Origin of the sequence: Catellatospora bangladeshensis, from assembly GCF_016862575.1 — a bacterium.
Lineage (GTDB): Bacteria > Actinomycetota > Actinomycetes > Mycobacteriales > Micromonosporaceae > Catellatospora > Catellatospora bangladeshensis.
In genome coordinates, this window is record NZ_BONF01000037.1 from 32,802 (window position 1) to 49,399 (window position 16,598).

The 16,598-nt window shown below is 71.6% G+C and carries 21 protein-coding genes; 16 read left to right on the forward strand and 5 right to left on the reverse strand.

Going from position 1 to position 16,598, the window contains the following annotated elements:
- Positions 1–15: 15 nt before the first annotated feature.
- Entirely contained in the window at positions 16–1,221 is a 1,206-nt protein-coding gene (locus tag Cba03nite_RS28560) for a D-alanyl-D-alanine carboxypeptidase family protein (protein ID WP_203752656.1), read from the reverse strand.
- A 143-nt stretch (positions 1,222–1,364) separates the two neighbouring features.
- Here Cba03nite_RS28560 and Cba03nite_RS28565 point away from each other — a divergent pair, with 143 nt between their 5' ends.
- Genes Cba03nite_RS28565 through Cba03nite_RS28580 form a run of 4 tightly spaced genes read left to right on the forward strand, consistent with a single transcriptional unit; the run spans position 1,365 to position 4,096 of the window.
- Positions 1,365–1,766 (forward strand): YbaB/EbfC family nucleoid-associated protein, encoded by a 402-nt coding sequence (locus Cba03nite_RS28565; protein WP_203752659.1) that lies wholly within the window; start codon positions 1,365–1,367, stop codon positions 1,764–1,766.
- Positions 1,756–2,088, forward strand: a complete 333-nt coding sequence (locus tag Cba03nite_RS28570) for a type VII secretion target (RefSeq protein WP_203752662.1) — start codon at positions 1,756–1,758, stop codon at positions 2,086–2,088. Before Cba03nite_RS28565 ends, Cba03nite_RS28570 begins: the two co-directional genes overlap by 11 nt.
- The gene (locus Cba03nite_RS28575) at positions 2,085–3,500 is read left to right on the forward strand and encodes a WXG100 family type VII secretion target (protein ID WP_203752664.1); all 1,416 of its coding nucleotides are present in this window, start codon (positions 2,085–2,087) and stop codon (positions 3,498–3,500) included. The genes Cba03nite_RS28570 and Cba03nite_RS28575 overlap by 4 nt, the downstream gene beginning before the upstream one ends.
- Positions 3,501–3,502: 2 nt before the next feature.
- Positions 3,503–4,096 (forward strand): hypothetical protein, encoded by a 594-nt coding sequence (locus Cba03nite_RS28580; RefSeq protein WP_203752666.1) that lies wholly within the window; start codon positions 3,503–3,505, stop codon positions 4,094–4,096.
- 4 nt (positions 4,097–4,100) lie between these two features.
- Here the strand turns inward: Cba03nite_RS28580 and Cba03nite_RS28585 are convergent, their stop codons facing one another.
- The 3 genes from Cba03nite_RS28585 to Cba03nite_RS28595 form a co-directional block, all read right to left on the reverse strand.
- The gene (locus Cba03nite_RS28585) at positions 4,101–4,766 is read right to left on the reverse strand and encodes a nucleoside/nucleotide kinase family protein (protein ID WP_203752668.1); all 666 of its coding nucleotides are present in this window, start codon (positions 4,764–4,766) and stop codon (positions 4,101–4,103) included.
- 199 nt (positions 4,767–4,965) lie between these two features.
- Positions 4,966–5,436, reverse strand: a complete 471-nt coding sequence (locus Cba03nite_RS28590) for an NUDIX domain-containing protein (protein ID WP_203752670.1) — start codon at positions 5,434–5,436, stop codon at positions 4,966–4,968.
- Between the two features lie 20 nt (positions 5,437–5,456).
- On the reverse strand, positions 5,457–6,677 hold the full coding sequence (locus Cba03nite_RS28595) for a helix-turn-helix domain-containing protein (protein ID WP_203752671.1): 1,221 nt from the start codon (positions 6,675–6,677) through the stop codon (positions 5,457–5,459).
- Between the two features lie 255 nt (positions 6,678–6,932).
- Here Cba03nite_RS28595 and Cba03nite_RS28600 point away from each other — a divergent pair, with 255 nt between their 5' ends.
- From Cba03nite_RS28600 to Cba03nite_RS28630, 7 genes are all read left to right on the forward strand, one after another.
- On the forward strand, positions 6,933–7,226 hold the full coding sequence (locus tag Cba03nite_RS28600; RefSeq protein WP_203752673.1) for a hypothetical protein: 294 nt from the start codon (positions 6,933–6,935) through the stop codon (positions 7,224–7,226).
- Entirely contained in the window at positions 7,227–8,378 is a 1,152-nt protein-coding gene (gene amcB / locus Cba03nite_RS28605) for a cyclophane-forming radical SAM peptide maturase AmcB (RefSeq protein WP_239126069.1), read from the forward strand. It abuts the gene before it with no gap.
- A complete protein-coding gene (amcA, locus tag Cba03nite_RS28610) occupies positions 8,375–8,563 on the forward strand; it encodes a multiple cyclophane-containing RiPP AmcA (protein ID WP_203752676.1) in 189 nt (62 codons plus the stop codon). Before amcB ends, amcA begins: the two co-directional genes overlap by 4 nt.
- A gap of 67 nt (positions 8,564–8,630) precedes the next feature.
- On the forward strand, positions 8,631–9,233 hold the full coding sequence (locus Cba03nite_RS28615) for a pentapeptide repeat-containing protein (protein ID WP_203752679.1): 603 nt from the start codon (positions 8,631–8,633) through the stop codon (positions 9,231–9,233).
- 209 nt (positions 9,234–9,442) lie between these two features.
- Complete coding sequence (locus Cba03nite_RS28620) at positions 9,443–9,766, forward strand: MmcQ/YjbR family DNA-binding protein (RefSeq protein ID WP_203752681.1); 324 nt, start codon at positions 9,443–9,445, stop codon at positions 9,764–9,766.
- A gap of 95 nt (positions 9,767–9,861) precedes the next feature.
- Positions 9,862–11,076 (forward strand): cytochrome P450 family protein, encoded by a 1,215-nt coding sequence (locus Cba03nite_RS28625; protein WP_203752683.1) that lies wholly within the window; start codon positions 9,862–9,864, stop codon positions 11,074–11,076.
- Between the two features lie 133 nt (positions 11,077–11,209).
- On the forward strand, positions 11,210–11,461 hold the full coding sequence (locus Cba03nite_RS28630; RefSeq protein WP_203752685.1) for an SHOCT domain-containing protein: 252 nt from the start codon (positions 11,210–11,212) through the stop codon (positions 11,459–11,461).
- Positions 11,462–11,470: 9 nt separating this feature from the next.
- On the opposite strand, the gene Cba03nite_RS28635 is transcribed toward Cba03nite_RS28630, so the two are convergent.
- Positions 11,471–11,965 carry a MarR family winged helix-turn-helix transcriptional regulator gene (locus Cba03nite_RS28635; protein WP_203752687.1) on the reverse strand — a complete coding sequence of 165 codons (495 nt, stop codon included), beginning with the start codon at positions 11,963–11,965 and terminating at the stop codon, positions 11,471–11,473.
- A 220-nt stretch (positions 11,966–12,185) separates the two neighbouring features.
- Here Cba03nite_RS28635 and Cba03nite_RS28640 point away from each other — a divergent pair, with 220 nt between their 5' ends.
- The 5 genes from Cba03nite_RS28640 (at position 12,186) to Cba03nite_RS28660 (ending at position 16,598) form a co-directional block, all read left to right on the forward strand.
- A complete protein-coding gene (locus Cba03nite_RS28640; RefSeq protein WP_203752689.1) occupies positions 12,186–12,656 on the forward strand; it encodes a VOC family protein in 471 nt (156 codons plus the stop codon).
- A 130-nt stretch (positions 12,657–12,786) separates the two neighbouring features.
- Complete coding sequence (locus Cba03nite_RS28645; protein ID WP_203752690.1) at positions 12,787–13,812, forward strand: hypothetical protein; 1,026 nt, start codon at positions 12,787–12,789, stop codon at positions 13,810–13,812.
- A 29-nt stretch (positions 13,813–13,841) separates the two neighbouring features.
- Positions 13,842–14,747 carry an NmrA family NAD(P)-binding protein gene (locus Cba03nite_RS28650; protein ID WP_203752692.1) on the forward strand — a complete coding sequence of 302 codons (906 nt, stop codon included), beginning with the start codon at positions 13,842–13,844 and terminating at the stop codon, positions 14,745–14,747.
- Between the two features lie 157 nt (positions 14,748–14,904).
- Entirely contained in the window at positions 14,905–15,753 is an 849-nt protein-coding gene (locus Cba03nite_RS28655) for a hypothetical protein (protein WP_203752695.1), read from the forward strand.
- A gap of 335 nt (positions 15,754–16,088) precedes the next feature.
- Positions 16,089–16,598, forward strand: coding sequence for a flavin reductase family protein (locus Cba03nite_RS28660; RefSeq protein ID WP_203752698.1), 510 nt, complete (start codon positions 16,089–16,091; stop codon positions 16,596–16,598).

Below are 16,598 nucleotides of genomic sequence, written 5' to 3' on the forward strand. Positions count from 1 at the left end.
GACTGCCGAGAGGCCTCAGGCGCCGCCGGAGCGGGTGCCGCGGCGGCGGCGGATCGCCGAGAGCACGCCGAGCACCGCCGCGACGGCCCCGCCGAGGGCGAGCAGCGGCACGGCACCGGCCCCGTCCGAGTCGGCGCCGGCGGCCGCACCGGCTGCGGCGGCGGCCGCGGCCGACGGACTGGCGCCCGCTGCCGTCTCGCCGGGTGTGATCAGGCGGCCGACGGCGGCGTCGCGGGGCTGGGCGAAGCCCCAGTCGAGCAGCGCCGCGCCCTGCTGCCAGCCGCTGAGCGGCGACGACTCGGCGCCGAGCAGGCTGACGACCAGGCGGCGGCCGTCGCGTTCGGCGGCGCCGACGTAGGTGTGCCGGGCCAGGTCGGTGTAGCCCGTCTTGCCGCCGAGCGCACCGGCGTAGTTGAAGATGAGCAGGTTCTGGTTGCCGATCTGGAAGCCCTTGACCTTCTTGCGCGGCTGGTCGGGCACGCGCGCCTCGCGGGTGAGCGCGTAGCGGCGGAACGCCTCGTCGGCGAAGCAGGCGCGGGCGATCAGGGCCAGGTCGTAGGCGCTGGTGAACTGGCCGGGGGCGTCGAGTCCCGACGGGGTGACGGCATGCGTCTGGTACGCGCCGAGCCGAGCCGCCTCGGCGTTCATGGCCCGTACGCCGCCCGCCGCGTCACCGCCGCCGAGCCGGGCGAGCACGTTCGCGGCGTCGTTGCCGGACACCAGGATCAGCCCCAGCCACAGGTCCTCGACCGTGTAGCGGCCGCCCTCGACCAGGCCCGCGGCGGAGCTGCCGGGCTCGTAGTCGAGGTCCTCGGGTGTGACGGTGACGACCTGCTTCGGGTCGAGGCGGCCGATCAGCGCGGCGGCGAGCAGGAGTTTCTGAACGCTGGCGGGGGTGCCGTACTCGTGTGCGCCGCACGCGCCGAGCACCGCGCCGGTGTCGAGATCGGCCACGACCCACGAGGTGGCGCTGACCTTGGGCGGCTTGGCTGCGCCGGGTACGACGGCCAGGCCGGAGGTGGCCAGCTCGTCGCCGCCGACGGCGCGGTGCACGGGGTCGGCCGGCGGCGCGGATGCGCGGACCGCTTCGGACATGCGCGGGCCGGCCTCGCGGGGGCAGGGCAGCGTGGGCGCGTGCGCGGCCGCGGGCAGGGGCGTGGCGAGGACGGCGCTGAGCGCGGCGAGGGCGATCCGGGCCCCCGTTGGTACAAACCGGAGCATATCCGGCACACTAACGAATAGTTCTCGCGAGCGCCGGGCGTTCGTGAAACCGTCTCGGCTGGCCCGCCCGGCACCGTCCCGATAGGCTGCTGCCCGTCTCACTGTCCCGGGCGCTCCGGCCCGGCCTGCGTACGGGGAATGCCTTGATCGGACGCAATCTCGACGACGCCGAGGAGTGGCTGCGCACCTGGACCTCACAGGTGTCCGCACAGGCCGAGGCGGCACAGCGTATGTCGGAGCGGGTCGCCGCGCTGACCGCGACCGCGGGCGGCGCCGACGGCGCGATCCGGGTGACCGTGACCAGCTCCGGCCAGCTCACCGCGCTGGAGCTGGACGACCGGGTGCAGCGGATGCGCGGCGCCGACCTGGCCAAGGAGATCATGCGGGTGACCCGCCTGGCCCAGAGCCGCATCACCGCGCAGGTGGCCGAGGTCGTCTCGGAGACCGTCGGCACCGACACCGAGACCGGCCGCGCCGTGCTCGGCAGCTACGAGCAGCGCTTCCCCACCCCGCCGGAGGAGCCGGAGCACGACCGTGGCCGGTGACGACACGGTACGCATGCCGATCGACTCCGTGCGGCGGCACGCGAGCAGCATCGACACCATCGCCGACGCCGTCGAGCAGGGCGCCGACGCCGCGAACCACGTGCACCTGGGCGCGAGCGCGTACGGGCAGCTCTGCCAGTTCATCCCGTCGCTGCTGGAGCCGGTGTCCGGGGCGGCCGTGTCGGCGCTGCGCGACACGGTCAACGCGCTGCGCGACACCGCCGACAAGCTGCGCGCCGCCGCGGCCACCAGCGAATCCACCGACGTGCGCACGTCGGCCACGGTCACCGCGACGCAGAGGACGGTGAACCTCCCGCTATGACGTCGACCACCGCGAACCCCCTCATCGCGCCGCGCCAGGACAGCACCCAGTGGTACACCGGCCTGGGCCTGGTCGAGGACGTCATCGACTGCAAGAACGCCATCGAGTCCGAGGGCTGGGTCGACGACGCCATCGCGGGCTTGACCACCTCGCTGGACACGCTGGGCCTGGTCGTCGACCCGCTCGGCTCGCTGGTGGCCTGGGGCGTGTCCTGGCTGATGGAGCACGTCCAGCCGCTGTCGGACGCGCTGGACTGGCTGGCCGGCGACCCGGACCAGATCGCCGCGTACGCCCAGACCTGGAAGAACGTGTCGGTCAACGCCTCGCAGGCGGCCGACGCGCTGCGCGAGGCGGTGTGGCGCGACATCGCCGACTGGACCGGCCCGGCCAGCGAGTCGTTCCGCTCGCATGTAGCCGAGCAGATGCAGGCGCTGGGCGGCATCGCCGACGGCGCGGGCACGCTGGGCAACGCCACCGAGATCTGCGGCATGCTCGTCGGCCTGGTCCGCGAGCTGGTCCGGGAGCTGATCGCCGAGTTCGTGGCGACCCTGGCCGCGCGGCTGCCGCAGTGGCTGGCCGAGGTCGGCTTCACCCTGGGCCTGGGTACGCCGGTGGTGATCGGCCAGGTCGCGGCGCTGGTGTCGAAGTGGGTGGCCCGCATCGGCAAGCTGATCACCGCGCTGCTGAACAGCTTCCGCAAGCTCACTCCCCTGCTGCGCCGCCTCGACGAGGTGATCGCGCTGCTCGGCGACCTGCTGCGCAAGGCGGGGCGGCGTGACCCGCTGGACCCGAACGGCCCGCGCGGCCCCGACGTCGACGGCGACGGGCGCACCGACGCGCTCGACACGGACGCCGACGGCGATGGGGTGCTCGACGACCTGGACGGCGACGGGGTGCCGGACATCCCGCCGCCCATGGTGCGGGACAACCCCTGGAACGGCGGGGACATGGACCCGCACTACCGGGGCGAGGAGCGGCCGGACGGCATCTGGGGCCCGCCGGGCGTGGACTACCTCGACGCGGCCGAGCGTGAGGCGTACCGGCTGACGATCCGCGACGGCCTCGTGTACGACTCGCAGGGCCGCCTGTTCGACACCACCAGCGCGTCGTCGGTGCACGCGGGCGGCGGCGGCCGGGCGATCTTCGTGATGGACCAGAACGGCAACCTCTACGCCTCGACGACGCAGGAGGTGGGCCGGTTCCACCACTCCAGCTTCCTCAGCGGGCAGCCGACCGCGGGCGCGGGCGAGCTGGAGGTCGTCAACGGCCAGGTGCAGATGGTGACCGACCACAGCGGCCACTACCGGCCGGGCCGGTCACAGACCCAGCAGGTGCTGGACCAGCTCGGCGAGCAGGGTGTCACCCTGGACCCGAACACGCAGGTGGACTACTGGGCGCCGGAGGGCAGCTGACCATGACCGACAACGACTGGCACGGGCCGGTGAACCAGCTGCTGTACTGCCTGACCCTCGACCGGCAGCTGACCGACGAGGTCGTGGACCGGGTCGCGCGCCTGGCCGTGGAGCGCGGCGCGCTGCGGCTCGGGCCGCAGGCGTACCACGACGCGGCGACCCGGGCACTGGCCGCGGGCGCGGACCTGACCGAGCTGCCGATGGAGCACGACCAGCAGGCGCGGGCGGACTTCCTCCGCCGGTTCACCGCCCGGCTGGACGAGCTGCGGCCGTGGCCGGAGACGGGGTTCGTGAAGCAGGACGCGGCGCAGTGGGCGTCCTTCGCGCGGGCCGTGCCGGTCGCGCGGCTGGACGCGCCGGTCATCGACGTGCGCAACGTGCTGCGGGAGCGCTTCGACCGGATCGGCGCCGAGGGCGAGGACCTGTACGCGCTCATCCTGCGCCTGGGCACCGGCGAGACGGTCGCGCTGCTGGGTTCGTACGCCGCCGGGCAGCGGGTGACGCTGCTGCAGCGCGATCCGGGCGACCCGGAGACGCTACGCCGGCACTTCCAGCAGGCGACCGGGTTCCCCGCGGAGAAGATCCAGCCGCTCTGACCGGTCAGCGCCGCAGCAGCACCGGCGCCGCGAAGTCGGTGTTGTCGACGACCAGGTCGGCCCGCTCGGCGGGCCGCACCTCGGTCACGTAACGCTGCTCGCCGGGGATGTACTTGGTGCGGTAGCGGTGTTCGGCCTGCGCCGCCGAGCCCATCCAGGCCTGGTCGCGGACGATGCCGCGGCGCAGCACCTCGTCGAAGCCGACGTGCAGGTAGATCCGCAGGTCCCAGTGGTCCCTGAGCTCCGGCCGCTGGAGGAAGGCGCCGTCGGCGAGCAGGATCGCGTCGTCGGGCGCGGTCTCGTCCGGGCGCTCGATCGGCTCGGTGGCCGGCAGGTTCATGACCGCGGTCCGGTAGCGGCGGTCGCCGCCCGGTCCCAGCGGCCGCAGCAGCCGGTCGCGGATGGCCTCGTCGTCCCACGAGTCCAGGTAGTAGCTGTCGGGCGAGTCCTGCGGGTACGCCGTACGCAGCGCGACGGCGCGTTTGAACCAGTCGATCCCGACCCGGATCACCGGCCGGGCCGTGGCGGCGCGGACCGCTTCGGCCAGCTCGTCGGTCAGCGTGGTCTTGCCCGCGGCCGAGCAGCCGTCGACCGCCACCCGCACCGGGTGCGGCCGGGTCACCGCGATGACCCGTGCGGCCAGCTCGGCGAGCACCTCGTGCCGGTCCATCGGCCCGCTCCTCCCGTCGGCGGTCTCCGACGCTGCCACAATCTGCGGTGCCGTGGTCAGCGATACGCGAACCAGCTTCTGCTGGTCACGGGTGGCCCTCTGCCGGTGACCCCGGTCCGCAGTGGCGGCAGCGGTGCCGCACGATTTGGGGTGAGGCCGGTTTCTGGGCATCCGTCATTCCGAGGATCGTGACAGATGTCTACGACTCCAGGCCGCGCTCGGCGTAGATGCAACGCTGCTGAGATTTGGCGCGGAGGGCGAGGCGCAGCCGATTGACAAGGCGAGTTGGCAGGTAGTCGGCAAGATTGCTTTCATCGACAAATCGCGCGTCGACAATTTCGCCATCAGCGAAGATCATCGCAGATAAGTCAGACTCTCCCAGTTCACCACCATCGAAGATGATGAGCATCTTGTCGCCCTCGTCCGGTGCAGGTGCCCAGTCGATAACGAGCGGCTGCCGCGCGACCGTCAGATCCTTACCCAGTTCCTCGATGATCTCGCGGCGGCAGGCCGCGAGCGGCGCTTCGCCTTCGTGGACATAGCCGCCGGGGATCTCCCAGCCCGGCTTGTAGCTCGGTTTGACCAGGAGCGGGCGGCCTGTCGCATCAACAAAGAGCGCCCCTGCGGCCAGCCGCGGGGTAGCGAACGAATTGGACTCAGGCGCGGCCACGGAGCCAGTCTAGTAACTGCTCATTGCAGCATGTTCATGCGCTTGGCGAGCGCGAGGAGGGTCGGGGTGGGCTTAGCTCGGCCACGGCGCAGCCAGCCGGTGACAAGCTGGCGGCCGAGGAAGTGGTAGCGCACCTGCTCAGGTGCCATCTGCTCGGCGTCAAGCAGGGTCGCCTGGGCTTCTTCGTTCCGGTTCCAGCGGCTATACGCGCGAGCGACTTCGAGCGCATGGCGTACGCGGCGTTCCATGGGCATGGCAGACGTGTCGATGCGCGGCCCCAGGCCGACGGCGAACTGGATGTCGCCGAGTTCCGCCGCTGTGGCCACCCGGTGGACGGCCACGTTGGTCGGGCCGAAGGCCGTCCAGAGGTGGTTGCCGTCCCTGCCGAGACGACGGCCGGCGCTGTACGCCTCAGCGATGAAGGACCGCGTTGCGGTGCGGTCGTCAGCTCGTGCCGCCGCCATCGACCCGGCGAGGAGGAGCGTGCCGTAGATGGACAAGATCTCGCCATCGGCGGTACGGAGGCTTGAGGCGAACATGCCTGCTGCGTCCTCGGTCAGCCGGACAGCCTCTCGGTACTTTCCCGCTGATTGAAGCGCGTGCACCACGCTGCGCGTGAGCGAGCCGATGACCGCGATGTCTTCGGTCTGCCGTGCGGTGGCGAGTCCTCGCTCGGCTGCGATCCAGGCGAGGTCTGCCTCACCGATCTTGGTCAGCTGGGTCGCGGCGAGCTGGTAGGTCAGCCCCAGGAGCCGATGCGGTTCCATGGTGCTGGGACCGACCTCCACGGCCGCCTGCGCCTGTGTCAGCAGCTCAGGCAAGCGGGCGGTGACGTAGCCGAATCGCGATGCCTGGTATGCATCCCAGAGTTCACATACTTGTCGCGTGAGCTGGTCGATAGTCGGGGGTTCGACCGCGCCCACGGAGCGACCGAACATCGTGATCTGGCGGTAGTCCAGCAGCGCGTCACGCAACGCCGACACGGTGCGGTGCCCGGTCTCGGACGTCCATTCAAGGAGTGACGGTTCGGCCAGCAGGTCACCAAGAGCGATATCCAGCGCATCGGCCATAGCCTTGATCACCGACAGCCGGTCGAGCTCGATCCTGTTGTTCTCGACCTTGCTGAGCCAGTCGACCGTACGCCCGACGAGACCGGCCAGGACCTCCTGCGACAGGCCGCGCCTGCGCCGATACCAGGCGACACGCTCCCCGATCGTCATGGCGCTCGTCATCCCACGCATGGCTCATCCTTCGCCGAACGCGGCCGGATACCCCGGAAGAATTTTCCGGGATCGATCCCTCGGGTGGCCTCACCCTGTATGCATCGTCGGGCCCGAACGTCCCACTGGCAAGCCAGCGGGCACCGCGCTCGACTCGAAGCGCCTTGCGCCGTTTCCAGTCAACGGGACGGGGGTGGTGCGAGGCCAAGGCGCGCGGCGACCTCAGTTCACCGCACCGAACCTGGTCGCCGCGCGCATCCAGACCCTGGAGGATCGATGTTGCATCACCCAGAACCGCCGCCCCGCTACCTCGTGTCGCTCACCTGCGTGCGCACTCTGCGTTCCCACCACCAACACCGCGACGAGCGAGCCGACCCCGAACTGATTCTGGAATCGTTCGCCGCCGCCGACCTGGCGGCCGCAACGCAGGTCTTCAACGCCCTGTGCGGTCTCCCCATGGTCAAGGCCGGCCGCCAACGCGCCAAGATCGTCCAACTCGCCAGCAGTGACACGCTTCGGACCACTCAATGGGATGCACCACTCCTCACCTCAGCAGCACGACCCGCCTGAATGCCTGATCCGGAGGTCGGCGTGAGCACAGCCGCTGCACCGCGAATGATCGCAGATGTTTTCCACACTCTGGTCGTCCAGCCCACAACCCTGTGCAACCTCGACTGCGGCTACTGCTACCTGCCCGACCGCAGACGGCAGCGCCTGATGAGCGCCGACGTGGCCGCGGCGCTGGCCGCATCCGTCGCCGAGCAGGACAGCACCTACCCGGTGGAGGTCGTCTGGCATGGCGGCGAGCCGATCGCCACCCCAATCGGGCACCTGCGCTCCTTGCTGGCCGAGTTCGAGCCCCTCCGGCGGTCCGGTCGGATCAGGCACGGCGTTCAGACCAACGCCACTCTGCTCAGCTCCGCGTGGTGTGACCTGCTGGTTGAGTACGGGTTTCACATCGGGGTGTCGGTCGACGGTCCGGCCGCGTGCAACGCCGCGAGGGTAGACCGGGCCGGGCGTCCCGCGTTCGATCGGATCATGCGCGGCATTCGACTCCTGCAGGAACACAGCGTGCCGTTCGAGGTGATCTGCGTGGTCACGGCGGACACGATCGACCGCGCCGACGAACTGGTCGAGTTCTTCACCGAAGTGGGCTGCGCCTCGGTCGGGTTCAACATCGAGGAACAGGAGGGCCTCAACGCGCACCGGCCGCAGGTCACCGCAGCGCGAGCGGAAGCGTTCTGGCTGCGGCTGTGGCAACTACGCGAAGCCGGTCACGCGCTGCGCATCCGCGAACTCGACCGCCTCCGCGACCACGTGTCCGCCATGCGCGGCGGCGTGGCTCCGACCTCGCTGCCGTACGACCCGATTCCGACCGTCGCGCACGACGGCGACACCGTGATCCTGTCCCCCGAACTGCTCGGCATCCGCTCCGCCGCCTACGGCGACTTCCTCATCGGCAACTTGCTGCGCGAGTCGCTACCGACCATGATCGGCAAGGCGCGCACCCTGCGACAGGTCGCCGAGTTCGAGTCCGCGCTGCGCTCCTGCGCCGCGACCTGCGAGTTCTGGCAGTTCTGCGGCGGCGCGCAGGCCGGAAACCGGTTCTTCGAACTCGGCACCTTCGACGCGACAGAGACCGCCTACTGCCGCAACAGCAAGCAAGCCCTCGTCCGCTCCGCCCTCACCCACCTCACCACAACGAAGGGAACGCCCGCGTGACCACGCTGCAACTGCTCGCCGCCGCCGACCACGACGACCTGGCAAAGCTGGGCATCACCGCCGAGACCGGCCTCACCGGCCTGCCGAGCGCCGCGAAGTTTGACAACCGCCCCACCTGGGACAACGGCAGCAAGGGCTTCGACAACCGGCCCACCTGGGACAACTGGTCGAAGTCGAAGAAGTGAACCACGATGGTGGCCCACGCGCGCGGCAGTGTGGGCCACCATCCCGGCGAACATAAGGTGATGCCTGATGGATACTCGAACGCTGCGCCAACTGGATGTGCTACTCCCCGGCGAGGAACCCGACGAACTCGACCTCGCCGAAGAGCTGCCCCGCGACGGCTCCACCGTCACCGAACAGCTGATCACCGGCGACGTCTGGTCACGCGCACAGCTTGCCCGCGTCACGCTCACCAGATCGTGGTTCATCGACGCCGACCTGTCGTCATCGAGGTTCGACAGCGTCATACTGGACCGCTGCGCCCTCAAGTGCTGCACCTTGGTCGGCACGCAGTGGACCGGCGCCGTATTCAAGAACGTCGTCCTGGAGAACTGCCGCCTGGACTACGCGACCTTCACCGAGCTGCGAGCCGCGGTGGGCGTCGCGCTGATCGGTTGCTCTCTCGTCGAAACCGTGTTCGACCGGTGCAGGCTGAACGCTCTGGCACTTGACGGATGCCGACTGACGTCGACTCGCTTCGAGGCGTGCGACCTGCGCGGAGCAGACCTACGCGGCAACGACCTCTCCACGGTCGGCGAGATCATGTCCCTGCGGGGCGCGGTCGTCGCCGACGCCCAACTGCCCGCGCTGACCGCCGCGCTGGTCAATGACCTCGAATTGACCGTGAGATAGCGGCAGGCGACCGTCCGAGACTTCCGCGACACTCAGCCCACCTTGGGCGCATTTACCGGTCTCGGCCGTCTGCTGAGTGATCTTCAGAGCTCGCCCTGCGGTTACATCGGCTCAGTCAATGGAACCCGTGGTGCGCCGCGCGTACCCGAACCCGGACCGGGCTGCGTGGATCGGCCCGGCGAACGCCCGGAATGTGCGATGGTGACCTAATGGCTGATCTCGACGAGGTGCGACGGATCGCGATGGCGCTGCCGGACGTCACCGAGCAGACCGACTCCGACACGCCCGCATTCTACGTCGGCGGGCGCGGGTTCGTCTCGGTCAGCGGGGACGGTGCCCGCCTGCTGCTGCACGCGACGGCCGGCCGGGTGGCGAACGCACTGGCCGAGGACCCCGGGGTGTACCGCGAGCTGCGTCGCGGCGAGACGCTCGTCGGCATCGACGCCGACCTGGCCGCGATCCCGTCCGACCGCCTGGCCGATCTGGTCGACCACGCCTGGCATCTGCGTACGCCGAACAAGGCACGAAAATGAGGCAGGCGTCGCTAAACAGGCCGTGACCTGCGCAAACACAACGTCGTTCCATACGTGATCAAGGAGGTTCGCGGTCGCGGCCGTGAACCTCCCGCGTGTCCACGAGCGACGGGAACACCATGCCGACCGCCACCGCCGTCCCCTCCGCCCTCGTCGAGCGACGGCTCGCCGACCCGTACCCGTACTTCGCGTGGCTGCGCCGGCACGCGCCCGCGCTGCGCGAGGACAAGCCCGGCGGCGCCGTCGTCTGGCACGTCTCGCGGTATGCCGACGTGCGTGCCCTGCTCAGTGACCGCCGCCTGAGCAAGTGCCCGCAGCGGGTGCCCGGTTACGTCGCCGGGCCGCCCGGTCTCAACCGGCACCTGGTCCACGCCGACCCGCCCGAGCACACCCGCCTGCGGCACCTGGTCAGCGCCGCCTTCATCCCCCGGCACATCGCCGCGCTGGAACCGCTCATCGACACCACCGTCCGCGACCTGATCGACGGGCTCGACGGCCGGGCCGAGATCGACGTCGTCGGCGACTTCGCCGCCCCGCTCACGTTCACGCTGATCTGCGCCATCCTGGGCCTTCCCGAGCGGCTGAACACCGACCGCACGCGGCGGCTGCTGCTGGCCACCGTGACGCCCGAGGCGGCGTGGCCCGGCCCGGACGCCGACGGCACGCCGGCCGGCCTGATCGGCGAGCTGATCGCCGACAAGCGCCGCGGTGGGCACAGCGAGTCCGACCTGCTCGGCGCACTGGTGTCGGCGTGCGGCGCCGCGGGCGGCCTGACCGAGGAGGAGCTGGCCTCGACCGCGTACCTGCTGCTGCTGGTCGGGCACGACACCACCATGAACCTCATCGGCAACGGGATGCTGGCGCTGCTGCGCCATCCGGAGCAGCTGGCGCTGCTGGAGCGGGAGCGGGTGCCGATCCGCACCGCAGTGGAGGAGCTGCTGCGCTACGACTCCCCGGTGCGCGACGCCACCTTCCGTGTGGCCGCCGAGCCGCTGACGGTGGCGGGCGAGCGCATCGAGCCGGGGCACATCGTCAGCCTGCTCATCGGCTCGGCCAACCGCGATCCGGACGTGTTCGAGCAGCCCGACCGCCTCGACCTGGCCCGTACGCCGAACAACCATCTGGCGCTGGGGCACGGCACGCACTTCTGCATCGGGGCAGCGCTCGCGCGGCTGCAGGCCTCGATCGCCTTCCCGTCGCTGCTGCGCCGCCTCGGCCCGGTGCGCCTGGCCGTTCCCGAGGACGAGCTGCGGTGGCGCCCGACCAGGGTCATGCGCGGGCTGTACACGCTGCCGGTCGTCCGCGCCTGAACGGGCAGGCCGGGACCTACTGCCCGTCACGCCGAGGCGCAACGACCCGGCACGCCGGTCTCATCGGCTCTGCCGCACACGGCTCCGCCGTGCGACGGTGAGTAGTGGAGGCAGCCGGACCGAGGAGGTCGTGATGATGCCCTGGTATGGAGGAATGCCCGCGTGGGGCATGGGCCTGATGATGGCGTCCGTGCTGGCGGTGCTCGCGCTGCTGGTGGTCGGCGCCGTGCTGCTCGCCCAGCGGCTGGACGGCGGCGGGCGCGCCGCGGCGGTGCCGCCGACCCCGCAGCAGGTGCTCGCCATCCGCCTGGCGCGGGGCGAGATCACCGAGGCGGAGTACCGCGCACGGCTCGCGCTGCTGGCGGGACGCCACGGCGCCGGCTGAGGCGAGCCGTCAGGCCTGGACCGCCTCCGACGGCTCATGCAGGGAGGCTGTCCACGGCTGCTCGGCCCAGGGCTGCAAGCCGGTGTCCAGCACGGCGTCGAGCGAGGCGCGCAGCTCGGCGGCCTCGGCGGCCCCGAACTTCGCCTCGAACCGTTCCTGCGCCTGCTGCCACAGCGGCAGACCCGCCTTCACCTTGGCGAGGCCGGCCGGGGTGAGGGCGACCAGGCGGGCCCGGCGGTCGGTGGCCGACGGCTCGATGGTGACCAGGCCCTCACGCGCGAGCGGCTTGAGGTTGGTGGCCATCGTGGTGCGGTCCATCGCGATCAGCTCGGCGAGGCCGCTGATCGTCAGCTCCCCCTGCACGCTGAGCAGCTGCAGAATGCTGAACTGCGTGGATCGCAGCCCGATCGGGGCCAGCGCCCGGTCATAGGTCGCGCCGAGGTATCGGGCCGCCTTGCGCAGCGCGAGGTTGTTGCACGGCCCGACGGGCGTCCGTGTGGTCACCGTCTCCTCCCTCCGAGGACACCGCCAAGGATACGCGCAGGTGCTCGCAATTGCGACGGTGCACCTCCGGGCGGGCTTCGGCGGCCCGGCGCCCTTGACCGCGAGCGGCGGCAACGTCGCCAATACGCGCATATGCTCGTATCACCCGCAGGCACCCGCCCTGAAGGCGTCAATAGGCCGGTCCGCGATACGGGCGGCCCGGCGAGGAAGGACAATCTCCGTGGACCTGAAACTTGAAGTCATCGTGCTGCCCGTCACCGACGTGGACCGGGCCAGGGCCTTCTACGAGGCGGCCGGCTTCCGGCTGGACCTGGACAAGGCGCCCACCGAGGACTGGCGCGCGGTGCACCTCACGCCGCCCGGTTCCGAGTGCTCGATCATGTTCGGCAAGGGGCTCACCTCGGCCGAGCCGGGCTCGATCCAGGGCCTGTACCTCGTCGTCGCCGACATCGAGCAGGCCCGCGGGGAACTGGTCGGCAGGGGCATCCAGGTGAGCGAGGTGTTCCATGACGGCGGCGGACTGGTCTTCCACGGCCACGAAGGCGGGGACGTCACCCACCGCGCGCCCCAAGCCCGGCTCACCGGCCCGCACCCCGAACGCGCCGACTACGGCTCCTTCGCCACGTTCCGGGACCCGGACGGCAACGGCTGGGTGCTGCAGGAGGTCAGGAAACGGGCACCCGGGCGCTGACCCCCGCCTCGTGCCGGACCACGGGCGCCAGGCCCGTGGTCCGGCCGGAATAGGAGCACATGCTCGTAATGTTGACGACCGTGGCTTCGCATAACGCGAGCCGCCCGTCTCCCGACCAGAAAGCCGTGCCATGACCTCTTCTCCCGTCTCCGCCACCCCGGTAGCGGCGAGTGCAGCCGCCCCGGATCAGCCTGCGGCCACCCCGCCGGTGCGCACGTGGCTGCAGCCCGTGGTGATCGCGCTGGTCGTGGTGGCCGCGTTCCTCAGCTGCTACCTGGGACTGCAGCGCGATCCGCAGCCGCGCGGGATCCCGGTCGCCGTGGCCGGAGCGGACCTGCCCGGCCAGGTCGGCCAGGCCCTCGGCGACCGGGTCGACATCCGGCCGGTGGCCGACGCCGCGGCCGCGCGCGAGGCGGTGCTGCGCCACGACGCCGTCGCCGCGCTCAGCGCCGATGGCCAGGGCGGCCTCGAACTGCGGATCGCCGGGGCGGAGGGCGCCTCCAACACGTCGGCCGTCAAGGCGCTCGTCGGCGCGTACGCCGGCGGGGCGGGCCTGCACCTGACCACCGAGGACGTGGTCCCGCTGGCGCCCGCCGACGCGCGCGGCCTGGCCGGGTTCTACCTGGCGTTCGGCGTGTCGCTGGCCGGGTTCGTGCTCGCCTCGAACGCGCTCGGCCTGGCCGGGGCACTGCTCCTGCGCCACCGTCTCTGGCTGCTGGCCGGCACGTCCCTGGCCATCGGCACCGTCGCCGCGATCATCGCGGGTCCGGTGCTGGGCGCGGTGCCGGGCGCGCTCGTGCCGCTGGCGCTCACGCTCGCCCTGCTGGCGGCCGCGGCCGGGTTCACCACCAAGCTGCTCGGCACGTACCTGGGCCCGATCGGCCTGCCGGTCGCCACGCTGGTGCTACTCACCCTGGGCAACGCCGTCAGCGGGGCCGTCGTCGGCGCCGACCTGCTGCCCACGGCGGCGAGGGCGCTGTCGCCGCTGCTGCCGCCCGGCGCGGCCGTACGCGCCATCAGCGACCTGAGCTACTTCCACGGCGCGCATGCCATGGGACCGGTGCTCACCCTGGCCCTGTGGGCGGCGGGCGCCGCGCTCCTGATCTGGCTGCGGCCGCGCCTGACCCGGCACCGGACCACGACCGTGCCCGCCTGACCGGCGGGTCTCACCGAAGGAGAACGCCCATGGCCAGCCAGGATCTCGTCCTCATCACCGGCGTGGGTGGCGTCGGGCGCACCATCGTCGACAAGCTGCGCGCGGACGGCGTGCCGGTGCGCGCGATGGTCCGCCGCGACGACGAGCGCGCCGGCGAGCTGCGCGAGAGCGGCGTCGAGGTCGTGCTCGGCGATCTGACCCGGCCCGAGACCGTCGCGGCCGCACTGGACGGGGCCGGTGCCATGTACTTCGCGATGCCGGTGTCGCCGGATCACCTGCTGGCGGCGACCGTCGTGGCGAGCGTGGCGCGGGAGTACGGCGGCCTGACCGGCCTGCTGGACATGTCGCAGATGACGGTGTCGCAGATGACCGCGACCAGCACCGGCGAGTCCCACCAGCAGCGGCTGCACTGGCTGGCCGAGCAGGTGTTCGACTGGTCCGGCCTGCCGGTGATCCATCTTCGGCCGACCTCGTTCCTGGACAACCCGCTGTTCACGACGCTCGCGGCGCAGTCGATCCGGCGCGACGGCACCATCGCGCTGCCGTTCGGCACCGGCCGGACCTCGCCGGTGGCCGTGGACGACGTCGCCCGCGTCGCCGCCACGGTGCTGCGCGATCCGGCCGTTCATGCCGGGCACGTATACGAGCTGACCGGCCCGCGCAGCGTCGGCATGCCCGAGCTGGCCGAGGAGTTCTCGCGGGCGCTGGGCCGGACGGTGTCGTACGTGGACGTGCCCGCCGACCGGTGGCAGGCCGAGGTGCTGGCGCACGCCGGTCTCCCGCCGCACACCGAGCAGCACATCGCCACCATGGCGCGCCTGCACCGGGAGAACCGCTACGACCGCACCTCCGGCGACGTCGCGCGCGTCACCGGCGTACCCCCGCAGAGCATCGAGTCGTTCGTGGCCGCACGCCGGGACTTCTACCTCGGCTGACCGGGCCCGACCACCCACCAGGAGGAGATCATGCGACTTCCGCGCCCCTTGCTCGCGGTGTCCGCGGCCGTGATGACGCTCGCGGTGTCCGTCGGCTGCTTCGCGCAGCTCTGGTGAGCAGCCGTGCGGCGTTGCGCCGATGTGGTGTCATCGGCGGGTGAACTCCGCAGCCGCAGGCACGACGATCGATCCGCGCTGGGCACGTCTGCTGGACGCGCTGCACCCCGACGAGTTCCCGCTGCGCGAGCGCGTCAAGGAGCAGTTCGACGCGGCGATGATCGACCACATCTCCCGGGCCGACTACGGCCACGACGCCGAGCGGCACCGCCGCGCCGTCAGCGACCTGCTGGCCGCCCGGACGTGGCCCGGCGAACTCGACTGGGTTCCCCTGGAGGTGCTCCAACTGACCCGGTGGAGCCGGCCGGAGCTGCCGGACGGCCCGTTGCCGCCGACGGGGCGGCGCGGTCACCTCATGCGACTGTTCGCGTGCATGGCGCTGATCCGCATGCGGACACCCAACGGGTTGCCCGTGGACACGCTCGCCCCCTTCGTGGCCAGCGCCGTGGAGCTGGGCTCGCCCTTCCTGGACGACGCGGTGCCGTATCTGGCGTGGTGCCGCCGGCACGAGCCGGGTGACTGGCGCGACGACCCGGCCGACCTGCCGTTCCTGACCTTCGCGCTGTTGCTGCTCGCCACCGCGACGCGCGCCGAGCCGGACGTGCTGGGCGGCCTCGGGGGCATGCTGTTGCGCGAGGTGGCGGCCGTGGCCGAGGAGCTGGGCGAGGGATGGCGGATCGAGACCGAGCCGCCGCTGCTCGGGCCGCGCCCGCGGGCACAGCGCCACCGGGTCTGGTACGGCCTGGCCGGCCGTTTCCTGGTGGACGGCGCGGACGGCACCGACCTCGGCGGGCGGCTGGCCGAACTGGGCCGGGCCGTGCGCGGGGAGTCGGGTGCGACCACCGCAGATCTGCGGGACCTGTTCGCGGCCTGGGATCGCGCGGCGTAACCGGCCAGTTCAGACACTCCCATCAATAGATGTTTCCCAATAAGTGGAATTCCTATTTCGCATGTAGGAGATGTGGGATAGCGTATCGGTTATGAACAGCCGGCAGATCCTCCTGGACGGCACCGCGGTCGCGGTGTCGCGCGGATGCTGCCGTGGCTGGACCTCCGCTCGCGGCTGCTGCTGAACGCCGCTCCCCTCCTCATTCCAGCGCGACGCTGCCGGCCATGACGCCCGGCAGCCGCCTCCTGCCCGCGGCACCGGCCGCCCGACACCGCAGCGCGACCACGCGACCCCAGGCGTGGCGCGTACCCGTCGTCTCCGCCTGGAGGATCCCCATGACCGTCATCGCCAGACCCCCGGCGCCGCTCGACCCCCTCACGTTCCGCGCCCTGCTGCGCCGCCAGGCCGCGTCGGTCGCCGTGGTCACCGCCGCGGGCGACCCGCCGGTGGGTTTCACCGCGACCTCGTTCACCTCTGTGTCGCTGCACCCGCCGCTGGTGTCGTTCTGCCTGGCCCGCTCGTCGTCGAGCTGGCCGACCGTGGCCCTTGCCGAGCACGTCGCCGTGCACCTGCTCGGCGAGCAGCAGCACGAGGTGGCCCGCACGTTCGCCACCAGCGGCATCGACCGCTTCGCCGCCCACTCCGGCTGGCAGCCCGGCCCCTACGGCGTGCCGCTGCTGGACGAGCCGGTGGCCTGGCTGGTGTGCCGGGTCGCCCAGCGGATCACCGCCGGCGACCACACCATCGTGCTGGCCGAGCCCCTGACCGGGCAGCACGGCGACGGCGCTCCCCTGCTCTACCACGACGGCCGCTACGCCGCCCTGCGTCCATCCCCGAAGGAGTGA